At 66.7% G+C, this 15,410-nt stretch carries 15 protein-coding genes; 6 read left to right on the top strand and 9 right to left on the bottom strand.

Features of this window, described 5'->3' with window-relative positions:
• Positions 1-148 precede the first annotated feature (148 nt).
• Positions 149-1,948, top strand: a complete 1,800-nt coding sequence (locus AC0B44_RS02155; protein WP_471901267.1) for an acyl-CoA dehydrogenase — start codon at positions 149-151, stop codon at positions 1,946-1,948.
• A gap of 41 nt (positions 1,949-1,989) precedes the next feature.
• Here AC0B44_RS02155 and AC0B44_RS02150 read toward each other — a convergent pair whose 3' ends face one another.
• Genes AC0B44_RS02150 through AC0B44_RS02135 form a run of 4 tightly spaced genes read right to left on the bottom strand, consistent with a single transcriptional unit; the run spans position 1,990 to position 4,388 of the window.
• On the bottom strand, positions 1,990-2,562 hold the full coding sequence (locus AC0B44_RS02150) for a dihydrofolate reductase family protein (protein ID WP_378528849.1): 573 nt from the start codon (positions 2,560-2,562) through the stop codon (positions 1,990-1,992).
• A 20-nt stretch (positions 2,563-2,582) separates the two neighbouring features.
• Positions 2,583-3,074 carry a CinA family protein gene (locus tag AC0B44_RS02145; protein WP_471901266.1) on the bottom strand — a complete coding sequence of 164 codons (492 nt, stop codon included), beginning with the start codon at positions 3,072-3,074 and terminating at the stop codon, positions 2,583-2,585.
• On the bottom strand, positions 3,067-3,837 hold the full coding sequence (locus AC0B44_RS02140; RefSeq protein ID WP_471901373.1) for a pyrimidine reductase family protein: 771 nt from the start codon (positions 3,835-3,837) through the stop codon (positions 3,067-3,069). Before AC0B44_RS02140 ends, AC0B44_RS02145 begins: the two co-directional genes overlap by 8 nt.
• A 38-nt stretch (positions 3,838-3,875) precedes the next feature.
• Positions 3,876-4,388, bottom strand: coding sequence for a flavin reductase family protein (locus AC0B44_RS02135; protein ID WP_471901265.1), 513 nt, complete (start codon positions 4,386-4,388; stop codon positions 3,876-3,878).
• Positions 4,389-4,458: 70 nt separating this feature from the next.
• Between AC0B44_RS02135 and AC0B44_RS02130 the strand changes: the two genes are divergently transcribed.
• The 3 genes from AC0B44_RS02130 to AC0B44_RS02120 are packed head-to-tail and all read left to right on the top strand — an operon-like array spanning position 4,459 to position 6,223.
• Positions 4,459-5,532, top strand: a complete 1,074-nt coding sequence (locus AC0B44_RS02130; protein WP_471901264.1) for a YihY/virulence factor BrkB family protein — start codon at positions 4,459-4,461, stop codon at positions 5,530-5,532.
• A complete protein-coding gene (locus AC0B44_RS02125; RefSeq protein WP_471901263.1) occupies positions 5,529-5,957 on the top strand; it encodes a phage holin family protein in 429 nt (142 codons plus the stop codon). The genes AC0B44_RS02130 and AC0B44_RS02125 overlap by 4 nt, the downstream gene beginning before the upstream one ends.
• On the top strand, positions 5,954-6,223 hold the full coding sequence (locus AC0B44_RS02120) for a DUF3618 domain-containing protein (protein WP_471901262.1): 270 nt from the start codon (positions 5,954-5,956) through the stop codon (positions 6,221-6,223). Before AC0B44_RS02125 ends, AC0B44_RS02120 begins: the two co-directional genes overlap by 4 nt.
• A 12-nt stretch (positions 6,224-6,235) precedes the next feature.
• Here the strand turns inward: AC0B44_RS02120 and AC0B44_RS02115 are convergent, their stop codons facing one another.
• Positions 6,236-8,128 carry a propionyl-CoA synthetase gene (locus AC0B44_RS02115; RefSeq protein ID WP_471901261.1) on the bottom strand — a complete coding sequence of 631 codons (1,893 nt, stop codon included), beginning with the start codon at positions 8,126-8,128 and terminating at the stop codon, positions 6,236-6,238.
• Between the two features lie 247 nt (positions 8,129-8,375).
• Positions 8,376-10,727 (bottom strand): heavy metal translocating P-type ATPase, encoded by a 2,352-nt coding sequence (locus AC0B44_RS02110; RefSeq protein ID WP_471901260.1) that lies wholly within the window; start codon positions 10,725-10,727, stop codon positions 8,376-8,378.
• Positions 10,728-11,063: 336 nt separating this feature from the next.
• On the opposite strand from AC0B44_RS02110, the gene AC0B44_RS02105 reads away from it, so the two are divergent.
• Positions 11,064-11,318 (top strand): SHOCT domain-containing protein, encoded by a 255-nt coding sequence (locus AC0B44_RS02105; RefSeq protein WP_471901259.1) that lies wholly within the window; start codon positions 11,064-11,066, stop codon positions 11,316-11,318.
• A gap of 28 nt (positions 11,319-11,346) precedes the next feature.
• Here AC0B44_RS02105 and AC0B44_RS02100 read toward each other — a convergent pair whose 3' ends face one another.
• Positions 11,347-12,507, bottom strand: a complete 1,161-nt coding sequence (locus AC0B44_RS02100) for an AI-2E family transporter (RefSeq protein WP_471901258.1) — start codon at positions 12,505-12,507, stop codon at positions 11,347-11,349.
• Complete coding sequence (locus AC0B44_RS02095; protein WP_471901257.1) at positions 12,504-13,061, bottom strand: DUF2231 domain-containing protein; 558 nt, start codon at positions 13,059-13,061, stop codon at positions 12,504-12,506. Before AC0B44_RS02095 ends, AC0B44_RS02100 begins: the two co-directional genes overlap by 4 nt.
• Before the next feature lie 192 nt (positions 13,062-13,253).
• Here AC0B44_RS02095 and AC0B44_RS02090 point away from each other — a divergent pair, with 192 nt between their 5' ends.
• Positions 13,254-13,412, top strand: coding sequence for a hypothetical protein (locus tag AC0B44_RS02090; protein ID WP_471901256.1), 159 nt, complete (start codon positions 13,254-13,256; stop codon positions 13,410-13,412).
• Between the two features lie 409 nt (positions 13,413-13,821).
• Here AC0B44_RS02090 and AC0B44_RS02085 read toward each other — a convergent pair whose 3' ends face one another.
• Positions 13,822-15,330, bottom strand: coding sequence for a carboxyl transferase domain-containing protein (locus tag AC0B44_RS02085; RefSeq protein WP_471901255.1), 1,509 nt, complete (start codon positions 15,328-15,330; stop codon positions 13,822-13,824).
• Between the last annotated feature and the right edge of the window lie 80 nt (positions 15,331-15,410).

Here is a 15,410-nt window from a genome sequence, read left to right as displayed (position 1 = left end):
AAGGGCAGTATTCCCGCATTCGGGGCGTCGGCGCCAAGCATCGCGCGGTACCGTGCACCCACGGGTGCCACCCCGCCGGCCGACCGCCGCGCCCGGATTGCTCTACTGGGTGCGCGCTCGATCGGTACGCCGCCGAAAGGACCTCTCCATGCCTGCTCCCGTGCTGTCCCGCCGCGACCTGGACTTCTTGCTGTACGACTGGCTCGACATCGAGTCCCTGACGACGCGTTCGCGGTTCGCGGAGCATTCCCGTGAGACGTTCGACGCGGTGCTGGATCTGAGTGCGGACATCGCTACGAAGCATTTCGCGACGCACAACAAGAAGGCCGACGCGCAGGAACCTCGTATGGACGAGGACGGCCGCGTCGAGATCATCCCCGAGGTCAAGGCCGCACTCGACCTGTTCTCCAAGGCGGGCTTGATCGCCGGCGGGTTCGACGAAGCGCAGGGCGGCATGCAGTTGCCTATGGCCGTGTTGCGGGGGTCGATGGCCTGGTTCCAGGCGGCGAATGCGGGTACCTCCGCGTACCCGTTCCTCACCGCGGCCAACGCGAGCCTGCTCGTCGCCCACGGCGACGACGAGCAGATCGCAACGTTCGTGCCTCCCATGCTGGAGGGACGATTCTTCGGCACCATGTGCCTCTCCGAGCCCCAGGCGGGTTCGTCGCTCGCCGACATCACCACCAAGGCGGTCCCCGCGGACGACGGCACCTTCCGGCTGACCGGCACGAAGATGTGGATCTCCGGTGGTGACCACGAACTGACCGAGAACATCGTCCATCTGGTGCTCGCGAAGATCGCGGGCGGACCGGCGGGCGTCAAGGGCATCTCCCTGTTCATCGTCCCCAAGTTCCTCGTCCGGCCCGACGGCACGCTCGGTGAGCGCAACGACATCGCGCTCGTGGGCCTCAACCACAAGATGGGCAATCGCGGAACCACGAACACGCTGCTGAACTTCGGTGAAGGTGTCCACACTCCCGGCGGCGAGGCGGGAGCCGTCGGCTATCTGCTCGGCGAACCGCACAAGGGCCTCTCCTACATGTTCCACATGATGAACGAGGCTCGTATCGGAGTCGGCTTCCTCGCCACCTCCCTCGGCTACGCCGGATACCTCCAGTCGCTCGAGTACGCCCGCACCCGGACGCAGGGACGCCCCCTGGGAACGAAGGACCCCGCCTCCCCGCAGGTGCCGCTCGTCGAACACCCGGACGTGCGCCGGATGTTGCTGGCGCAGAAGTCGTACGTGGAAGGTGCACTCGCCCTGGGCCTCTACTGTTCCAAGCTGGTCGACGAACAGCGAACCGCGCCCGACGACCACGCCCGCACCCGTGCGGGTCTGCTGCTGGACCTGCTCACCCCCATCGCCAAGTCGTGGCCGTCGCAGTGGTGCCTCGAAGCCAACAGTCTTGCGATCCAGGTCCTCGGCGGATACGGATACACCCGGGAATTCGACGTCGAACAGTACTACCGGGACAACCGGCTCAACCCCATCCACGAAGGCACCCATGGCATCCAAGGCATGGATCTCCTCGGCCGCAAGGTGATCATGCAGGGTGGTGCCGCGCTCGCGGTACTGGGGGAGACCATCGGCGAAACCGTGACGAAGGCACTGGACGCCGGTGGCGACGCCGCGGAGTACGCACAGCAGTTGCAGCGCGCCGTCGTACGGGTGGGGGAGACGACGACCACCCTGTGGTCGACCGGCGATCCGGCTGTCGCGCTGGCGAATTCGACCGTGTACCTCGAAGCCGTCGGGCATGTGGTGGTCGCGTGGATCTGGCTCGAACAACTCCTCGCCGCAGGCGAGCGCGACGGCGCCTTCTACGACGGCAAGCGCGCCGCGGCCCGGTACTTCTTCCGGTTCGAACTTCCGAAGACGGGGCCGCAGTTCGACCTGCTCGCAAGCCTCGATCGCACCACCTTGGATGTCGATCCGTCGGTGTTCTGACCTCTGCCGCCGCGACCTTGATCGGGTCGCGGCGGCGCTCGTCAGCGACGCGCGGTCAGGCGGTTGATGGTGACTCCGCAGACAGTCCGGCTCTCGGCTGGTTCGAAGTAGTACGGTTCGAAACCCGTGCGGAACAACGGCACTCCGTCGCCCGCGACTATCGGATTGACCTTCAGAACGAGTTCGTCGATCTCGGGCAACAGCGCACCTGCGAGAGATCCGCCGCCGCACAACCAGATTCCCGCGCCGTCCTGCTGCTTGAGATCCCGCACGTACGCGAGCGGATCACTGTCGACGAGCGTGACGGTCTCGTCCGGCGCTGCGCTCATCGTGGTGGAGAAGACGTACTGCTTCAGGTGCTGATACGAACTCGTGACTCCGTCGGCGAGGGACGGCTCCCAAGTTCTTCTGCCCATGACCACCGCGTCGAAGTTCTTGTTCGGCGGGTCGATCCCGAGATGCGCACGCGCCTGGGTGGGGATGGTTTCCGGGAACTCCTCGACGAGTACCGACACCACCAGTTCGTCGGGTACCGGAAAGAAATCGAACCCGCCCGACGGATCGGCGATGAACCCGTCGAGCGTGGTGGCCACGTAGTAGGTCAGTGTGCGCAAGAATGCTCCCGTCTCGGCAGTCAGGCCTGTGCCCGATCGACGAGCAACGTTAGTGCATGACGCACCGTCCGAGCGAGCACTTTTTGCGGATCACCCTCGAATTGCTTTTCCTCGCAGCGGGTTCCCTCCGGCCCGGTCGTGGCGAACCAGACCGTGCCCGGTGGGCGCCCGTCCTGCGGATCGGGTCCGCCCGCCCCGCTCACGGCGACCACGATCTCCGCTTCGAGGAGTCGGGAGGTGGACTCGGCCATGGCCCGGACCGCTGCCTCGCTGACCACCGGTCCTTCGGGAACGCGGAGAAGTCCGTGCTTCACCTCGCGTGAGTACGCGACGATGCCGCCGCGAAACCACTCCGAACTACCTTGCGCCGCACCGAGCCTGGCGGCCAGAGTGCCCGCGGTGAGCGACTCCGCGCATCCCACGGTCAGGCCGCGCTCGGACGCGAGTTCGGCAAGCCGTTCGATCAGGTCGTCGGAACGATCCGTTCCCTCGACGATGTCGTCATCAGCCACGTGTTGCTCCTTCTGTGTTGTCGCGAATCCAGCGGGTGAGCAGGGTTCCGTCGTCGTCGCAGAGCAGGTGGGTCCGTCGCATTGGCGTGAGCGCGGGGGCAGGCGTCGAGGCGATGCGCCCCGCGGCACCGGCTGCCAGGACCGGGGCCCAGGTCAAGCACAGGTCGTCGACGATGTCGGCTTCGATCATGCTTCCGAACAATTGCGGACCACCTTCGCACAGTACGCGCGTCCACCCGGCCTTGGTGACGGCGGCGAGCAGGGCCGCACCGTCGATGGTGTCATCCGCGATCACCCGGACATCGGCGCCCGCGTCCTCCGCCGCGCGGCGATTGGCGGCCGGCGCACTCTCACTGGTGAGCACGACCGGCGGCACCGTGGTGTCGGTGAACAGCCGCAGATCGGAGGGGAAATAGCAGGACGTCGTCACGACCGCGATCGGAGGTACCGCTTCGAGGCCGTCTGCCTCACGACGGGCACGAAGCGTCTCGCTGGTGCGTGCGCCCCCGTAGTTCTCGGTGCGAGCGGTGCCCGCGCCGACGAGGATGACGTCCGCGAGTTCCCGCAGCAGCCCGAAGACCTTCTTGTCCGACGGGGTGCCGAGCGCTCCCGACCTGCCTTCCACTGCGACCGCCCCGTCGAGCGAGGAGACGAAGTTGACGCGCATCCACGGGCGTTCGAGCCCTTCCGGATACGCATACAACTGCCGGAGCCGGGCGTCGTCGACTTCGGTGGGGGAAGCGGGGTCGTCGAGTTGGTGCATGCACCCGATCAGATCACGGCGGTTCGTTCCCCGCCACGTCACGCGCCGTGGCCGGCCTCCATGTCGCTCACATCGCGGAAGGTCAGGAGCTTGTCGAGCTTGTAGCGGAGTTCCCCCTCGTCGGGAGCGAGCAGGAATCCCATGTGGTCACCGAGATCGAATCTGTTCAGAATCCGGCCCGTGAACCAGCCCGCCGCGTCGTCGAGGATCGGCAGGCCGTGCGGACCCTCGCTCCACGCGCACTGGGCGAACTTGTCGATCTCGTCTCCGGTTTGCTCTCCGAAAAGCTCCGAGATCGGGCGGTTCTCCGGCGAGAGAACGTGCACGGCGAGGTACTCGGCGTCCTGGGCGACACGAAAGGTGTGGTTCTTGTTCGAGATGGCGACGAGGAAGCGTGCCGGATCGATGCCGGTCTGAGTGGTGAACCCGACGAGGCATCCGCTGCGTTCTTCTCCGGCGCGCGTCGTGACGATGTACATCGGGTAGTCGAGCTGGGACATGATGTCGGCGAACCCCTCGGAGGAGCCGCGGACTGCATCGGTGTCGGACATGCTCCGATCGTACGGATTACCTCACGCGGTTCCGGGTTTGGTTTGGGCGGAGGCGCGGTACTCGGATGCCATGACAGACCAAGAGGGCGGGGACGGTGCTGCGGGCGCGACCGTGGCACCGGACGATTCGCGCAAGCCGGACTCTCCGACGGACATCGAGAAGCCGTCGTGGAAATACGTGGTCAAGAGGACGGTGGGGGAGTTCAGCCGCGACCAGTGCACCGATCTGGCCGCGTCGCTCACCTATTACGCGATCCTGTCGCTGTTTCCCGCGCTGCTGGTCGTGGTGTCGTTGCTCGGTGTTTTCGGGCAGGGGCAGGCCACCGTCGATGCGGTGCTGCAGATGGTCGAGGACCTGGGTCCGGCGTCCGCCGTCGACACCCTGCGCGGGCCGATCGAGCAACTCGTCGACGCACCCACCGCCGGCCTCGCGCTGGTCGTCGGTGTTCTGGGTGCCCTGTGGTCGGCGTCCGGTTACGTGGGCGCATTCGGGCGGGCCATGAACCGTATCTACGAAGTCGAAGAGGGACGCCCGATCTGGAAGTTGCGCCCGCAGATGCTGCTGGTCACGGCCCTCGTGCTCGTCTTCGCGGGAGCGACCGGCCTGATGCTCGTGGTGAGCGGCCCGATCGCCCGCACCATCGGTGACGTGGTGGGCTTGGGAGAGACCGCGGTGACTGTCTGGAACATCGCGAAGTGGCCCGTGATGCTGGTGCTGGTCATTGTGATCGTCGCTGTTCTGTACTACGCCACGCCCAACGTCAAGCAGCCCAGATTCCGGTGGGTCAGTGTCGGTTCGGTGATCGCAATAGTGGTCTGGATCCTCGCCTCGGTGCTGTTCGCCGTGTACGTCAGCAACTTCGGTAGCTACAACAAGACTTACGGCTCGCTCGCGGGCGCGATCATCTTCCTGCTGTGGCTGTGGATCACCAACCTGGCACTGCTGTTCGGGGCCGAATTCGATGCGGAACTCGAACGTGGCCGTGAGCTGCAGGGTGGGATAGAGGCTGAGAAGACCCTCCAACTGCCCCCGCGTGACACCCGGGCGAGTGAGAAGAACGAGGCCAAGCGCCGAGAACTCATCGAACGCGGGCGTCGCCTGCGCCGAGCGCCCGGCGGCGAAGAGGAAGGGAAACGAACATGACGGAACCGACCGGAGGCGATGCCCGTCACGTGGCGGCCCAGCCCTCATCACTGTCCACCGTCGAACTCACCGAACGGCTTGCCGCACAGGTCTCGACACTTGTGCGGACCGAAGTCACGAGCGCCCTCCACGAAGTGAAGTCCAAGGGAACGCGGATCGGGATCGGTGCCGGGATCTCGGGAGCCGGTGCACTGTTGCTCTACCTCGGGCTCGCCACCCTGATCGCGGCCGGCGTGCTCGGGCTCGCCACGGCCCTGGATCCATGGCTTGCAGCGCTGATCGTCGCCGTCGTGGTGCTCGTGATCGGCGGCATCCTTGCGGCCGTGGGTGCCTCCAAGGCCAAGAACGCCGCGCCGCCGATGCCGGCACACACGGTCGAGAGCGTTCGGGCCGACGTGGCCGCCGCGAAGGGAGCACTGCGATGAGCCGACCGGATTCCCACGAGCCTTCGTCCACCGCGTCGAGCCCGAACGGGTCGGGCAGAGGCACCGAAGCCGATATCGCGCAGCAGCGCGCGGAACTCGCCGCCACTGTCGGTGAATTGACCGACCGTCTCGATGTCCCGACCCGTGTCAAGCACGCAGCCGGCGAGCGGGTCGAGGCAGTGAAGAACCGCCCCGACCTCGTCGCCGTGGCCGGGGCAGTTCTCGTCGCTGTCGTGGTGGTGGTCGTCTGGCGTCGCCGCCGCTAGCCCCTCGCGGGGTCAGCCGCCCAGTTGTGCCCGAAGCGCCTCGAGGACAGCCGGATCCTCGATGGTCGACGGCACGGAGTACTGCTCGTTGTCGGCGATCTGACGCATCGTCTTGCGAAGGATCTTGCCGGAGCGCGTCTTCGGGAGCGCCTGCACGACCGTGACGTCGCGGAAGGTGGCCACCGCACCGATCTGGTCGCGCACCATCGCTACGAGTTCCTGACGCAAGGTCTCAGGGTCGATCTCCGCACCGGCCTTGAGGACCACGTATCCCGACGGGCGCTGCCCCTTGATCTCGTCGCGGATCCCCACCACCGCGCATTCGGCCACAGCCGGGTGCGATGCCACGACCGCTTCCATCGTTCCCGTCGAAAGCCGGTGTCCGGCAACGTTGATCACGTCATCGGAGCGTCCGAGCACGAACACGTAGCCGTCTTCGTCCACGTAACCGGAATCACCGGTGAGGTAGTAGCCGGGGAACGTGTCGAGATACGACCTGCGGAAGCGGTCCTCGTCCTGCCACAGACCGGTCAAGGTACCCGGCGGAAGCGGCACCCGGACGACGATGTTGCCTTCGGTGTTCGCCTTCACGAGATCGCCGTGCGCGTCGACGATTTCGACGCGGTAACCCGGAACGGGAACCGTGGGAGAACCGGCCTTGAGTGGCATCGGATCCAGGCCTCGCAGGTTCGCGGCGATCGCCCAGCCCGTCTCGGTCTGCCACCAGTGGTCGACGACCGGGCGCTCGAGAACCCGGCTCGCCCATTCGTAGGTGTCGGGGTCGAGACGCTCGCCGGCGGCGAACAACGTCTCCAACGTGTCGATCGAATACTTCGTGAGTTCTTCGGCGTCGGGGTCGGCCTTGCGGATCGCACGGATCGCGGTCGGCGCCGTGAACAGCGCTTTGACATCGTTCTCCGAAATGATGCGCCAGAACGCCCCGGCGTCGGGCGTGCCCACCGGCTTGCCCTCGTAGAGAACGGTGGTGGCGCCCGCCATCAACGGCCCGTAGACGATGTACGAGTGGCCGACGACCCAGCCGACGTCCGACGCGGTCCACCACACGTCGCCCGCGTCGATGTCGTAGATGTTGCGCATGGACCACGTCAGCGCGACCGCGTGGCCGCCGTTGTCGCGGACGACACCCTTCGGCTTACCGGTGGTGCCGGACGTGTAGAGGATGTAGAGCGGATCGGTCGCGGCGACCGAGACCGGTTCTGCCGGCGACGAGTCGGCGACCATTTCGTCCCAGTCGAACCACGCGGCGGACGAAGCCTTGTAGTCGGCTGCGGAGCCGGGGATCTGCTCCCGATCCTTCACGATCACGGTGTGCGGCGGAGTCTTCGTCAAACCGAGGGCCGCCTCGACCATCGGCAGGTACTCGACGGTGCGGCCGGGCTCGAGCCCACCCGACGCAGTGACGAGCACGACGGGACGGGCGTCGTCGATGCGGGTCGCGAGTTCCTTCGCCGCGAAGCCGCCGAACACCACCGAGTGCACGGCACCGATGCGGGCGCACGCGAGCATCGCGATCGCGGCCTCCGGGATCATCGGCATGTAGATGATGACCCGGTCCCCGGCCACGACGCCCTGATCGCGCAGCACTCCGGCGAACGTGGCGACCTCGTCGAGCAGTTCGGCGTACGTGTAGGTCTTCTTCGCCGGCACCATCGCCGAATCCCAGATCAGCGCGGTCCGGTCACCCGCGCCCGCGGCGACATGCCGGTCGAGCGCGTTGACGCTCGTGTTGAGCGAGCCGTCGGGGAACCAGCGGTACGAGGGCGCCTGGGTGTCGTCGAGTGCGCGGGTCGGGGCAACATCCCAATCGACGCCGCGCGCGGCCTCGAGCCAGAACGACTCCGGATCCTCGACGCTCCGGCGGAACGCGTCCTCGTACGAGCTCATCGCTTCATGTCCTTCCCTCGCACTGACAATGGTGATCGGGTAACCCTATGCGACGGTCATCTGTGCGGAGGGCGATGTGCGGCGGGCGGCAGTGGTTGGGCGACGAGCGGGGACACGAACACCGCATCCACCGTCGCGCCGCACGATTCAGCACACGTCGGCCGGTGCCGTCGCCGGCCGCAGCCTCAGCCACCCCTCGATCTCGGAGGTTGCTCCGGCGGTTGGCCCTTCGCCGTTGTGCCCGCTGCTATCTGCGATCCAGGTCGGTTGCCGAGTCCGTCTCGGGGGCGAGGGTGAAATAGTTCTCCTCCTCCTGCACGAAGTGCAGACGTAGTAGCGCCGATAAACCGTAGAGGTCGGCGAGGAGTTCCTCGCACTGGTCGGGGTGTAGACCCCCGGCCGCATCGGCCTGGGTGAGTTGCGCCCGCAATCGATGGCTGAGCCGATCGATCTCGGCGTGCATCCTGCTCATCGTCGCGGTCGCTTCCCCGCTGCCCAACGGTTCCGCGAGCGCGGGATACAGCTCGGAGTCCTCGGCGCGCTCGTGCGGCAACAGGGTGCCGAACAAGAAGGTCTCCACCCGCCGTAACGCCGCGTGCGCGGCGTCGAGATCGCCTTCGGCGAGCAACTGGGCGGTGTCGCGCAACACCGACAGGCGGTCGCGCAGTACCTCGTGTTCGGCCGAGAATCGGTGCAGCATCGCCTCGGTGTCCTCTCGCAGCCCCGGGGCACGGGCGTGATCGCTGCGCAGTGCCCGCAGGGCATTGAGGATCACCGCGACGTCGATGCATTCCTGCAACAGTGCCCCCACCGCCGGGGGAAGATAGCCGAACGCGGCGAAACCCATCGCGATCAGCGACAGGCTCATCCCGATGACGGCGCTCTGCACGGCGATGCGCCGCGAGCGTCGGGCGATGACCATGGCGTCGGCGAGCCGGTCGAGGCGGTCGGCGGTGAGCACGATGTCCGCGGCCTCGGAACTGGCCGTCGAACCGCGTGCGCCCATCGCGACTCCGACGGTCGCCGCGGCGAGGGCCGGCGCGTCGTTGACGCCGTCACCGACCATGACAGTCACGGCTGACCGGCGTTCAGCGCGGACGCCGGCGACCTTGTCGGCCGGAGTCTGCTCGGCACATACTGCGTCCAGTCCGAGCACCGCCCCGACAGCTTCGGCAGGTTCACGCCGGTCTCCGGTGAGCATCACGAGCCGGTTCAACCCGGCGCCGCGCAGCCGCCGCAGTGTGCGGGCAGCGTCGCGCCGCAGCGGATCCACGAGCAGCAGCGCGCCCGCGAGATCCCCGTCGACCATGACCCAGGCGATCACGGCGCCGTCGAGCGCGGCCCGGTTCGCCACCGTCCGCGCCCAGCCCGGGGCGTCGGCGGGCAGTGGCAGGGCACCGACGCTCACCCGGTGACCGTCCACGGTAGCGGTCACCCCGGTGCCGGCCTGCTCGATGACGTCGGTGGGCATCGACAACGTCAGCCTGCGTTTTTTCGCCTCCTGCACGATCGCCTCCGCAAGGACATGCGGGGACAGTTGATCGGCGGAGGCGGCCAGGCGCAGCAGTTCCACCGCGTCGTTTCCGGGGGCGGTGACGATATCGGTTCCGGTGGGGCGACCGCTGGTGAGTGTGCCGGTCTTGTCCATCACCAGGGTTTCGGCCTGTCCGAGATTCTCGAGCGCACCGCCGCTTCGGATGACCACACCCAACCGGGACGCACGGGACAGTCCGGAGACGATCGCGACCGGTGCTGCGAGCAGCAGAGGACATGGGGTCGCCACCACCAGCACCGCGACGGCCCGCGTCGCCGAGCCGCCTGCGAGGCAGGCGAACGCTGCGACGATCAACGTCAACGGCAGGAACCAGGCGGCGACCCGGTCCGCGATGCGCACCACCGGGGCACTCTCGGCGGCAGCGTCACGAGCGAGTCGCACGATGCCGGCATAGGTGCTGTCCTCGGCGGTGGAGCGGGCGGTCATCTCGAACACCCCGCCCGCATTGACGACTCCGCTGCGTACCGACTCGCCGGCCCGGCGCTGCACGTGCATCGGCTCGCCGGTGAGCACCGACTCGTCGAGCACCGCGAGGTCGGAAGCCACCCACCCATCGATGGGCACCACCTCACCCGGCCCCACGACAACCCTGTTTCCGGGAACGATCGCCTCGAGAGGTACCACCTCGAGGTCATCGCCCACCCGACGACGGGCGGTGCGAGGAGCATGCTCGAGCAACGCCCTGAGATCGGTGGTGGCACGGCGTTCGGCAGCAGCATCGAGTGCCTGCCCCGATGCGAGCATCACCGCGATCAGCGCCCCGGCCACGTACTCACCGATCGCCATCGTGCCGACCAGCGACAACACCGCGATCAGATCCACCCCTACCCGGCCCCGTCGCAGTGCGCCGATCACCCACCAGGTCGCGGGCACAATCGCGATGACGGTGCCGACGATCCAGCAGACGTCGGCAGCCGTACTACTGCCGAGTATCCATGCCAGGCCACCTGCAACCAGGGCGGCAACGGTCACGACGAGAAATATGAACTCCGCCCGTGCACGCAACCGCGCTGTCCACGAAGGTGTCGGTGACGCTTCAGTCATTGCGCCGATCCTGCTTGTCTGGGGCTTCGAACTCCGGATATCACCGACGCTAGCGAAATACGCGGCGCCTCGACGGGTATCCGGCGGTCGTGATGAACCCGATCGGCATCGGTAAGAACGTCTCGGCGTCTCTCCGGATTCTCAGGACCTTCTGCTCGATTCATCAGAAACCGCGAATACTGTGAAACATGGCGAAGCATCGACATGAAGTCGTCGGTCACCGCTTTCGTGGTGTCGTCTCGGCCGATTGTCGCTGTGTGCGCATATGTCGACAGCGGGCGGTCCGTAAACCTGCGAATGACATCTGCGACCGCCACGAAACGAGAGGTGAGAGCCATGCACGGTTGGTATGGCGCCGGAGGGGGCGGTGTGCTGCTGATGGCGGTGATGATGGTCCTGTTCTGGTCGGCAATAGTCCTCCTCGGCGTCTACGGCGTCTATCTGGCCCGCAGAGTTTCCACTACAGGCCGTCCCGAACGGGACCGTCCGGATCATCACGACGCCGAAGGGATCCTCGCCGAACGGTTCGCGCGCGGTGAGATCGACGAGGACGAGTTCCTTGCCCGGCGGGCGGCACTGCGGCGTAGCTGACGATCCTCCGCGGGTTCGGTGACACCGGTCAGCTGCGGTCGAGACGCGGGAAGAACACTTCCTGTGCGAGCAGGTGCACTGCTGCGGCGAACGGAATCGCCACCAGTGCTCCCACCAGACCCAGCAGCGACCCGCCGATCAGGACGGCGATCAAGGTGCTCAGAGCCGGTACCTCGACCGACCGTCCGATGATCTTGGGAACGAGCAGATAGTCCTCACCGAGCCGGAAGGCGACAAAGAACACGATCGTGGCCACGCAGACCGGCACCGAAACCGTCAACGCTACGGCCGCCACCGCGATGCCGGCGATCGTAGAGCCGATCAGCGGTACCAGGTCGAGGACGGCGACGAAAACTCCCAGCAGAAGCGCGTAGGGCACGGAGAATGCGACGAGCCACACGAAGGTGGCTACGCCTGCGATCACCGAGATGATGACGTTGCCGAGCACGTACGAGCCGACCTTCGCGAAGATCTCGTCGCCCAGCAGGATCGCCCGGGGGCGCCGGGAGTGCGGGACGAACCGATACAAGGTGGCACGTAAGCGGGGCAGATCGACAAGGAAATAAATGGTCAGCACTGTGACGATGAGGGTGTCGGTCAATGCGGTGAACACGGCCTCTCCTGCCGTGACGATTTCTCCCAGCACCGAGGTGCCCGCGCCGCCCGAGAACTGCGTCAACCGGTGCTGCAAGTCGAAGCGGGCATTCAGGCGCCCGACCCACGACGACGGCTCGGTGAGTTGTTCGAAGTAGTGCGGGGCGGCAGCGATCAACGCCGACGCCTGCTCGGTCAGCGGCGGAACCGCCGCAGCAACGAGTGCTGTGATCGCGGCGCCCCCGAGAACGAACACGCCGGTGACCGCCGCCCATCGCGGGACCCGGCGGGCAGTCACCCACCGCACGAGCGGATCGATTCCGAGAGCGAGGAAGAACGCAACACCGATCAGGATCAGGATCGACTCCACCGCCCGTGCCGCAAGCACGACCGCGACGGTGGTGAGTGCGCCGGCCGCGGCGGTCATCCCGGTGAAGAAGGGGGAGTGGCGATCGAATCGGGGACCGAGCGTGCCGCGAGGAGAACCGTCGCGGCTCAGCGCGGCCGCAGTCCGTTCGGCTGCGGCGATCGGGTCGGTATCCGGAGCTCGCTCGGGATCGGAGTCGGTCGGTGGATCACCGTCTGAACCGGTCATGACCGGACCCAGCGGATCGCCAGGTCGTATCCGCCGGCGATAGGCCGATAATTGTTGTCGACGTGGGGTTCCCGCGTCTGAACGGTCGCGTCCGAGTATGCCGCGACATCACCCCACACCGCCCGTGAACCCGATTCACCGACACGGTAGATCTGCACGACCACGGCGCCGGCGGCGACCAGTGCCAGAGCAGCCGCGACCACCCTGAGCACCCGAGACGGTCGTGCCGTTCGCTCTCTGAGATGGAGCGCGGTGAGAGCCAGGGCGGCGATGAACAGGACCGCGGCGAAGTACACCATCGTGTCGCCCAGTTCGGTGTGGACCTCCACTGCCGCAGACCGATCGACATGCTCTTCGAGCCACTCACCGGCCTCGATCGTCACCGGAGTCAGAGCCAGTACGACGGTCGCGAGAACGATGGTCGGCCAGACGAGCCGACGCCGGGCTGCCGGCCACACTCCGCACACTGCGACCAGGATCGCGGTCACAGGCGCAAGAACCACCATGAAGTGGACGAGCAGTGCATGTGCAGGAAGACCGTTGATAGTCGACATGAACTCAGTATTCGAGCACCTACGCCGATGTGGAGACGAGTTCGGACGTATCCACGAAAATGGCACCTCCTCACCTCTCGACCGCTGGCATTCTCAGCCGGTTCGGCAGGCATCTATGACGCCGCGCAGGTGAGCACCGGATCACGGCACAACCGGGGTGTGAACGGCTGCGCCCGAGGAGGACGATGGGAAGTGGCCTCGGGACGAATCCCCCGGTCCGCGACTCCAGAAGGGCAGGTCACGGCGGTGAACATGATGATGATGATGGACCAGGCGCACATGTTGCTACACCACTTGATGATGTGGCTGCACCAGATGGGCGGGATGCCCATGATGCACATGCCCATGTAATACGAGACCTTCGTTCCGGCCCATGACGGCCGTGAGCTGTCGGGTCGGCACACGCCCCCGCCCATCGATGGTGTGGGTGTGCTCGATCTGCAGATTCAGCGCACCATCCGTCGACGGAACTGTTCCTTGCGCTCCTGTCCCGACCTGGTCGACATACCAACCAGGCGAAGGACACGTTTCATGCCCGCCTCGAAAGCCGGAGCTTCCGGCATATAGGTGCTCGTCACCGGCGCGACGGGCAACGTCGGCACCGCTGTGGTTCGAGCCTTCGGGGCAGAGGCCTCCGTGGCCACGGTTCTGGGTGTGGCTCGTCGCCCGACCGAGTGGGATGTTCCGATGGGGCAGTTCGCGGCGGTCGACGTGGCAGAGGACGACCTGGTCGCGACGCTGCGCGGCGCCGACGCACTACTCAGACTGTCGGGACGCCCAATCGGCGATACCGGTCGATTCGCCGGCTGTACCTCTCACCCGCGGGTTGGTCGGCGAGTTCTGCGAGTTCGCGCGCGACGGCCGCCCCGACTCGCTTCACGAACTCCTTGGGTTCCTCGGTGGCGTCGGGTCGCTCGGGAATCACCCCGTCCACGATTCCGTCCCGCAGCAGGTCTCGCGCTCTGATTCCTTGCGCTTCCGCCATCCGCGGGGCGTGGGTGGTGTCGCGGTGCACGATGGCACTCGCCCCCTCCGGAGGTAGTGGGGCGAGCCAGCCGTGCTGCGCGCACAGCACACGGTCGGCGGGCAACAGTGCCAACGCGCCGCCGCCGGTGCCCTGTCCCAGCAGCACCGACACCGTCGGCGTCGACAGGGTCACGAGATCGGATATGCACCGGGCGATTTCCGGTGCGAGTCCGCGCTCCTCGGCTTCCTTCGACAACGAGGCGCCGAGGGTGTCGATGACGAGAACCAGCGGAAGTCGAAGCTCTTCGGCGAGCCGCATCGCGCGTCGCGCTTCCCGTAGCGCGCCTGGTCCCATCGTGCTGGCCGCGGACTGCCCGGTGCGGTCCTGCCCGAACATCACGCACGACACCCCGCGAAAACGCGCCAGCGACAACAACACCGTCTTGTCGGACTCGCCTTCGCCGGTGCCGGACAGCCTCACCTGAGCCGACGCGGCGTGCCGGAGCAGTTCACGGATCCCGGGCCGTTCGGGCCTGCGGCTGAGCATCACCGACTGCCAGGCCGGAATATCGGGCACGTCGTCGACGGTGGTGACGGCGCGAGAGGTGTTGATGTCGGGCCGATCCGGTTCCACGAGCACACGCAGGAGCCGGTGGACGAGTCGCCGGACGCCCTCGAGCGGAACGACTCCGTCGATTACGCCCTTGCGGTAGAGGTTTTCCGCGGTCTGTACGCCTTCCGGGAACGGTTCGTTGTAGAGCGCTTGGTAGACGCGGGGTCCGAGAAATCCGACGAGTGCACCCGGTTCCGCGGCGGTGACGTGCCCGAGCGATCCCCACGACGCGAACACCCCGCCCGTGGTCGGATTACGCAGGTACACAAGGTAACCCAGATGTGCAGCCTTATGCTCGGCGACGGCGGCGGCGATCTTCACCATCTGCACGAACGCGAGCGTGCCTTCCTGCATGCGGGTGCCACCGGAGGTCGGGGAGGCGAGCAGGGGTAGACGCTCGGCGGTGGCGCGTTCGATAGCGGTCACGATCCGTTCGGCCGCCGCGACGCCGATCGATCCTGCGAGAAAGGAGAACTCGCAGGCGATCAGAGCGACACGGCGACCGTGCACGGTGCCTGTTCCGGTGAGAACCGATTCGTCGGTGCCGGACTTCTCGGCGGCTCGCCGGAGGTCCGCCTGATATTTCTCGTCGGCGTGGACCTTCACCGGGGTGGTGTCCCACGAGGTGAAACTGCCGGGGTCGACCACGTTGTCGATGAACTGCTGAGCCGAGATCTTGTCGCCCGCCACGTCGCCTCCACCTGTCGATCACGCTGTGGAACAAACTTATACGAGGTGAGCGGTGGTCCAACTCAGCTGTGCTGCCGTGC

This window comes from Rhodococcus sp. NPDC019050 (assembly GCF_055664235.1).
This window is presented reverse-complemented; position numbering and strand designations above follow the sequence as displayed.

What these genes read in the sequence shown, in the direction of transcription:
- AC0B44_RS02155 (WP_471901267.1), top strand. Translation starts at nt 149, where the DNA reads ATGCCTGCTCCCGTGCTGTCCCGCCGCGACCTGGACTTCTTGCTGTAC.
- AC0B44_RS02140 (WP_471901373.1), bottom strand. Translation starts at nt 3,837, where the DNA reads ATGCACCAACTCGACGACCCCGCTTCCCCCACCGAAGTCGACGACGCC.
- AC0B44_RS02135 (WP_471901265.1), bottom strand. Translation starts at nt 4,388, where the DNA reads ATGTCCGACACCGATGCAGTCCGCGGCTCCTCCGAGGGGTTCGCCGAC.
- AC0B44_RS02130 (WP_471901264.1), top strand. Translation starts at nt 4,459, where the DNA reads ATGACAGACCAAGAGGGCGGGGACGGTGCTGCGGGCGCGACCGTGGCA.
- AC0B44_RS02125 (WP_471901263.1), top strand. Translation starts at nt 5,529, where the DNA reads ATGACGGAACCGACCGGAGGCGATGCCCGTCACGTGGCGGCCCAGCCC.
- AC0B44_RS02120 (WP_471901262.1), top strand. Translation starts at nt 5,954, where the DNA reads ATGAGCCGACCGGATTCCCACGAGCCTTCGTCCACCGCGTCGAGCCCG.
- AC0B44_RS02115 (WP_471901261.1), bottom strand. Translation starts at nt 8,128, where the DNA reads ATGAGCTCGTACGAGGACGCGTTCCGCCGGAGCGTCGAGGATCCGGAG.
- AC0B44_RS02110 (WP_471901260.1), bottom strand. Translation starts at nt 10,727, where the DNA reads ATGACTGAAGCGTCACCGACACCTTCGTGGACAGCGCGGTTGCGTGCA.
- AC0B44_RS02105 (WP_471901259.1), top strand. Translation starts at nt 11,064, where the DNA reads ATGCACGGTTGGTATGGCGCCGGAGGGGGCGGTGTGCTGCTGATGGCG.
- AC0B44_RS02100 (WP_471901258.1), bottom strand. Translation starts at nt 12,507, where the DNA reads ATGACCGGTTCAGACGGTGATCCACCGACCGACTCCGATCCCGAGCGA.
- AC0B44_RS02095 (WP_471901257.1), bottom strand. Translation starts at nt 13,061, where the DNA reads ATGTCGACTATCAACGGTCTTCCTGCACATGCACTGCTCGTCCACTTC.